Source organism: Rhodoferax sp., from assembly GCF_010365055.1.
Taxonomy (GTDB): domain Bacteria; phylum Pseudomonadota; class Gammaproteobacteria; order Burkholderiales; family Burkholderiaceae_C; genus Rhodoferax.
This window is the reverse complement of record NZ_JAAFHA010000151.1, coordinates 1-5,761: the sequence shown is the minus strand read 5'-3', so window position 1 is coordinate 5,761 and position 5,761 is coordinate 1. Positions and strand designations below refer to the sequence as shown.

The 5,761-nt window shown below is 58.0% G+C and carries 7 protein-coding genes; all 7 read right to left on the bottom strand.

From position 1 onward, the window contains the following. Positions 1–37 precede the first annotated feature (37 nt). On the bottom strand, positions 38–2,626 hold the full coding sequence (locus GZ093_RS19810) for a LamG domain-containing protein (RefSeq protein ID WP_296489371.1): 2,589 nt from the start codon (positions 2,624–2,626) through the stop codon (positions 38–40). Between the two features lie 39 nt (positions 2,627–2,665). Beyond that, positions 2,666–3,061, bottom strand: a complete 396-nt coding sequence (locus GZ093_RS19805; RefSeq protein WP_296489370.1) for a hypothetical protein — start codon at positions 3,059–3,061, stop codon at positions 2,666–2,668. After that, positions 3,058–3,873, bottom strand: a complete 816-nt coding sequence (locus GZ093_RS19800; RefSeq protein WP_296489369.1) for a type II secretion system protein — start codon at positions 3,871–3,873, stop codon at positions 3,058–3,060. The genes GZ093_RS19805 and GZ093_RS19800 overlap by 4 nt, the downstream gene beginning before the upstream one ends. A 2-nt stretch (positions 3,874–3,875) precedes the next feature. Next, complete coding sequence (locus tag GZ093_RS19795) at positions 3,876–4,301, bottom strand: type II toxin-antitoxin system VapC family toxin (protein ID WP_296489368.1); 426 nt, start codon at positions 4,299–4,301, stop codon at positions 3,876–3,878. Next, on the bottom strand, positions 4,301–4,540 hold the full coding sequence (locus GZ093_RS19790; RefSeq protein WP_296489366.1) for a type II toxin-antitoxin system prevent-host-death family antitoxin: 240 nt from the start codon (positions 4,538–4,540) through the stop codon (positions 4,301–4,303). The genes GZ093_RS19795 and GZ093_RS19790 overlap by 1 nt, the downstream gene beginning before the upstream one ends. Before the next feature lie 65 nt (positions 4,541–4,605). Further along, positions 4,606–5,055 carry a prepilin-type N-terminal cleavage/methylation domain-containing protein gene (locus GZ093_RS19785; RefSeq protein WP_296489364.1) on the bottom strand — a complete coding sequence of 150 codons (450 nt, stop codon included), beginning with the start codon at positions 5,053–5,055 and terminating at the stop codon, positions 4,606–4,608. Beyond that, positions 5,048–5,590 carry a type II secretion system protein gene (locus GZ093_RS19780; protein ID WP_296489362.1) on the bottom strand — a complete coding sequence of 181 codons (543 nt, stop codon included), beginning with the start codon at positions 5,588–5,590 and terminating at the stop codon, positions 5,048–5,050. The genes GZ093_RS19785 and GZ093_RS19780 overlap by 8 nt, the downstream gene beginning before the upstream one ends. Between the last annotated feature and the right edge of the window lie 171 nt (positions 5,591–5,761).

The window sequence follows — 5,761 nt, the reverse complement described above, 5'->3', positions numbered from 1 at the left end:
AAAATCTATCTAACCATGAAGCCCTGAGCGCTGCAAATCACCAACACCCAAAACTAAATTTCGGAAATTTACAGAAAAGAAGTTGCTTTATCGTCCCTGCCGCAAATGTGCCGGACAAAGTGCCCGCAGCGATGGCGTTGTTGAAATGATCGTTCACCTTGCTGCTATCCAGCACCGGTGTACCGGTATAACCCGTCGCCACGCCCGCGCTCGCCGTCAGCGTGAATGTGCTACCCGCCACCGCCTTTGGCGTGTCCGTCAGGGCGGCGTTTGTCATGACCGGGGCCGTCACCGTGAACTGCGCCGGCCGCACCGCAAAAGCATCCGACGAGCAGTTGACGATGGTCGGCGATAAATTGGCATCCGTCACCCGGCAACGCAAATCGGCATAGGCCTTGTCCACGGCCATCGCGGCAGTGCTCTTGCGACCCAGTTCGGTCGGCTGACTGACCTTGCTAAAGGTCAGCGTCTGGCTGACGGCCGGGCTGATCGCCGCGCGGGCCGAACAAGCCGTAACCCCTGATCCATCGACCAGTTCCACGGTGACACTTTTGTCAGCATCGGAGGCGTAAGCCGTTTCCACAGCATCGGCGACGCCATCGCTGTTGGCATCCTTGAGTGCGACCACATCGACGCTGAACGCGGTACCCGCCAGCTTGGTGTAAAGATGCCCGTTCAAGGCGGCCGCGCCACTCTCCACACAGTTGAAGCCGAACGGTTTGGCGCACACGAAGGTTCGGCTCACATCGCAGGATCCGCCCGGAAATGTAATGTCAGCGGCAACGCAAGTGGCGGCGGTGCCTGTGTGCTCCGTGATGCCGCCCGATCCCACGTTGATATTCAGCGCCTCGGACAACTTGTGGCTCAATCCAAAGGTGACACTGCTCTCGCCGGAAAATGTATAGCTCGCGGTACCGGTGCCCACGCCAATCGCCGTGAGCGAATTGATCGCGCCGCCCGCCACGTTCGACCAGGTGCCGCGCCCCAGATCGGTCGACAGATTCAAGGTGGTTCCCGCCAGCGAAAACAAGGCATGATCCGCATCATGCGCTTCGATGGTGATGTTGGCGGGGGAACTGCAGTTCGAGACCGCCCCATCGTGAACAATATGAAAATGATCCAGCGTGGTGCAAGTCGGCCGCGTCAGGTTCATGTCGGCCATCACCTGGGGCGCACTGATCTCGATCGGATAAACATAGACCTCGTCGAGGATGCCGTCCGCGCCGTTGCCGGTTCCGTTGGCTGGCGTGACGCCAGAGGTCCTGTTATCACCGATATAGATCGTGTTCAGCGCGGGCAAGCTGCCGTTGGTGGTGCCGCGCGTGGGGGCTCCGTTTTGCAACACACCATCAAGGAATATTTGCACGGCGGTCTGATTGGTACCAACACGCACGCTCCAGGCGACGCCGACGTGGTGCCAGGTGTTAGCGGCAAAATTTTTAGTAGGGCTGTTCGCCGTCACCGAAGTGCCTGCGCTGTCGGTCACCACGAAACGCAAGGCGCCATCACTGCGTTTCATCAGAAAAAATGGTCTATTGGCGACTGCGCTGGCGTCAAAAAGCATGGTGTTAGCGGTGTCCCACTTTTCGTTGGCGTAGTACCAGAAGTCAAGCGAACCCTCATTGCCCGGCACGATGGGCGTTTCCACTGCATGAATGGTGCCGCTCGAAGTATTGTTGGTAAAACTGCCGCCGCGACACAGCTTGCCATCGGGGACGTTGGCAGCGGCTCCTGCGCGCGATGCATCAAAATTATTGCCGGACGTATCCTTCACCTGCCCCGCCGTGCCAGTCCAGGCACTTTCGTCAAAACGATACTCGGCCATCTTGGTCGCCAACTGATTGGCTGGATACCAGAGGATGGCGGTGCCCTTCGTGGTGTCAATGAACTGCTGGTTGTACGAATATTGGGTGTAGTCGGTCTGGGTTAATTGCACGCCGACAGTGGCATTGCTGCCGTTACTGGAACCTGAGGTGTATTGGTAGCGAAAATCACCGTTGACGCCAGCTGTGCTTTGGGACAGGCTAATTTGAAAGTTGTAGCGCGTGTTGGAGTTATATAACTTCACATTAACCCAAGAAATGACAAACCGCCGGTTTGGTGCCGTACCGAGCAATTCATATTTCACAGCAGCGCCTGACGTACTGTTCGCTGTGCCAGCAACAATGTCGATCCAATAGGCCAACATCGTGTTGATCGGAGCGGCCCTGGGGCACCCACTATAGGTGCTGCCGGCAGGAGCGGGCAAAAGCTGAGGCGTAAAGTCGCGATGAAAGCCCGATCCATCGATCCCGAAGGCCGAAATGCCATTGGAATACACCCGCACACCGCTGTAATTCACCCCACCAAAGGTAAAAGTGAAACCGGCAGGAAATGCGATGTCAGCCCAATCATCGTCGCCATTGGGATAGTCAGTGCAAGCAGGAGCAGGCTTGGTTGTATGCCAGGTTACGGTGGAAGCTGAGCCCGAGGGCGTGTCGTAGGCAAACACATCGTTGCGATAGGCATAAGTTTGAGCGTAGACGCTTTGCCCGGCCAGTATGCAAACCCCGAGGGCAAGGAGGGGCGCCAGCAGGCGGTACCATTGGCCCCATCGGACAGGAAGATGCGGCCAAAATTTGTTCATGAATGCCCCTTCATATTCACCCCGCGCGAATTCAATTTATCACTCCAGCGATGCCGAGACGCTGCGCTCGACGAACCCCACACTGCCGACAGCGCCAGAAGAAGCCACTGCGGTGATTTGAAAAATGTAGACGGTCGCTGCACCCTCTGTAAAGCTTGACGCCGTGCAGGAAATGGCCAGGCCAAAGCCGTCCACAGCCGCGGGCGGCGGCGTCGCCCAGCAAGCGGTCGCACCTGCGGGCAGACTGGCAATGGCCCATTCCAGCCCGGCCCGCGCCGCCCAGTAGGCGCGCGAGCCTTGCACGTCGCGGGCGGAGTTGAGTTGCTGCGTGTTCGAAAAGCTCACCATGAACGCACCAAACGCCGCCAGCACCACCACCAGAAATACGGCGGCAATGGCGGCAAAACCCTGCTGAGCAACGCGAAACGGCTTCATGGCGTGTTGTTCACGTGCACTTCGTGGTAAATGCTGACGGTCTCACCTGAATTGGTGAAGGTTAGTTGCAACTGGACCAGCCCATTGCGGATATCGGCTGCGCTGTAGCTGAAGTTGCAGGTCGCTTCATTCGCAATGAGGGGTGTCGTGCCCACCGTTGGGGCTGGGCAGGACGGGCTGTAGGCGTAGTTGGCATTGCGGTACAGTTTTCCGCCGCTGCAGAGGTAGGAGACTATTTTTTCGTCACCCGGGATGACGTGAAACCGGTTGCTGCCTGATGCCAGTGGGAATTTGGTTGTGTTACTCAACATGTTGACAATGGTTTCGGTGCCATCCACCACCGAGGAAATGACCGCCGTGTTGTCACCCGCGTAGGTGTCTGAGCCGGCAATGCCCAGGTTGTAAACCGCCACCACATCGTTCGGCCTGATCTGCTGATCTGTAGGCAAAGCCGAGTTCAGGCCCAGCATGTTGAAGCTCAGGTCTGCCGCGTCGAACTTCAAACTGGTTTCATCTCCTGCCGCTATGTCCTGTGCTCGGTAGCGCCCACCGGTGCGCGTTGGAATGAACTCAATGCAAGATGTGCCAGACAGGCGGATGCTGTTGGGCAGGGCTTTGCGGATGTCGCGCGCCATGCGGCGTACCGTGGTGTCCGCCACGTCGGCAATGCCGCTGCGCCGGGCGGTGTCAAAGTAGGCGTCGATCGGGCTTTTCATGAACACGGCCACCGTGGCGCCAATCACGCCCATGATCACAATCACCATGATCAGCTCGACCAGTGTGAAGCCACGTTGGTGGTGGTGGGTGCGCATCCTCATTCACCTCCCCGGCAGACAAGCGCGCAAGCGCGGCAGGCACTGATCAAGGTCTGGTCAAAGCTCACCATCACCAGACCCAAACGCTGTGCAACCGCCAGATGAAGTGCATCGGGCGTGCGCAAACCCGGCGCAGGCAAGGACTCACATAAACCAGCGGCATTGACATAATCTTCTCGCAGCACATCAAAAACCGTCAGCCGCGATACCACCAGTTCATGAAACAAACGCCGCGCCGCGCGGGCAGTGGCCTCAGTCACCTGCGCACTGCGCAACTTGAACGCGACGGCACTTGAAAATTCGGCCAGCGTCCAGTGGCTGACCCATACATCTGCTTCCAGCACCATTTGATGGCGGGCTGCTTGCGTGCCCGCTTCATTGAAAAAAAGGGGGATCAACACCGAGGTGTCGAAATATGCGGCCATCAATAGCTATCTTGTGAGCGCATGCTGACGACGCTGTGGTCGGGCGTGGCGGCCTGGGCGTCAACAAAGGCAGCAAGCGCATCGAAATCAAAGGGCGCGCGGGCAACGTGCGCGGGTTCGGGTATCAGCCGCGCGATGGCGCGCCCGCGACGGGAAATTTTAAGTTCTTGCCCCTTTTCAACGACTGAGAGAATCTCTGAAAAATGGGCCTTGGCATCTGCGACCGAAACACTTCGCATGCATAAATCTCCTGTTATATGACCATCAAAGTCTATATTAAATGCTTCAAATAGTCATCTGAGCGCTAATAATTACTGCGGTAACCGGTCATGGTGATCACATTGTCCCCACCGGTCACGGTCACCGAGACTTTCTTGGCCGCAATGGCGGGAGCGGTGCCCAGGGTTGCGGGCGCGACAACGATGATCACGTTATAGCTGCCCAGCGCGGCGGGCCAGTCGGTAAACAGCGTCTTCGTCTTGCCGTTGTAGTCGTCCACATCATCCATGGTGTCGCGGGTGGTCTCGCCGCTGACGCCATCGGGGTCCTGGTATTCCTTCTGGACGATTTCTTCCAGAATCGAATCCGCCAGCGCCATCGCCTGCTTGCGCACCATCGGGTCGGCGCTGGATTTGACGACGTTGGTCGACACCGCAAGTATGCCCGCCAGCCCCGCGCCCACCACCACGATGAAGATGATGAGTTCGATCAGGGTGAAGCCGCGTGAGCCGTTCCTGCGGTGCGGCTTAGTCATGCACATACCCCGTGGCGGCTTCGACCATGATGGTGTTGGAGACCGTGGCGATTTTGATGGTCGTGCTGGTGGTCAATGCCGCGCGCGCGCTGCTGACCGGCTGACCCAGGCCATTAAAGATAAGGCTGGTGGCGCTGCTGTAGGCCACGCCGCTTCTGGCCGCTATTCTTGCGGGGCTTTCACCTTTAGGCCCCGTGAGGTTGACATTGCAGACCACCGCGGCGGGCGCGTTGGGAGGATTCTCCATCGTCAATGCCAGCGTGTTGGGGGTGGAGGTGGTATCAAATGTGGCGCATACCATGCGCCGCTGCGCAATCGCTGCTTTCTGCGCGTAGCGCAAATAGGCCAGTGTCTCATCATGAAAACCGCGCGCGTACACATCGCTGGCGCTGAACAGGCGCGGCGCGGCAAACACCGCCAGCAGACCGAGCATCACCATCACCATGATCAACTCAATCAGCGTAAAGCCACGCTGACGCGCGCCAGTGCAGGCGGTCCAAGGCCTCGCTGCTGACCGGGTGGGCGGTATCTTCATGAGGGTCGAAGGCTTAGGTTACTATATATTTAATAGCTAACTGCACAATATACACGAGGGCTAGATGGCTAAAAGGCCGCAGATTCAACTACAAAGTGCATCAGTAGGTAGTTTAAGCGGAGTCATTTTCAAGCGATAGAAGACCTCATGCGGCGTACGATAGCCCAAGCA

What these genes read in the sequence shown, in the direction of transcription:
- GZ093_RS19790 (WP_296489366.1), bottom strand. Translation starts at nt 4,540, where the DNA reads ATGCGAAGTGTTTCGGTCGCAGATGCCAAGGCCCATTTTTCAGAGATT.
- GZ093_RS19785 (WP_296489364.1), bottom strand. Translation starts at nt 5,055, where the DNA reads ATGACTAAGCCGCACCGCAGGAACGGCTCACGCGGCTTCACCCTGATC.
- GZ093_RS19800 (WP_296489369.1), bottom strand. Translation starts at nt 3,873, where the DNA reads ATGCGCACCCACCACCACCAACGTGGCTTCACACTGGTCGAGCTGATC.
- GZ093_RS19810 (WP_296489371.1), bottom strand. Translation starts at nt 2,626, where the DNA reads ATGAACAAATTTTGGCCGCATCTTCCTGTCCGATGGGGCCAATGGTAC.
- GZ093_RS19795 (WP_296489368.1), bottom strand. Translation starts at nt 4,301, where the DNA reads ATGGCCGCATATTTCGACACCTCGGTGTTGATCCCCCTTTTTTTCAAT.
- GZ093_RS19780 (WP_296489362.1), bottom strand. Translation starts at nt 5,590, where the DNA reads ATGAAGATACCGCCCACCCGGTCAGCAGCGAGGCCTTGGACCGCCTGC.
- GZ093_RS19805 (WP_296489370.1), bottom strand. Translation starts at nt 3,061, where the DNA reads ATGAAGCCGTTTCGCGTTGCTCAGCAGGGTTTTGCCGCCATTGCCGCC.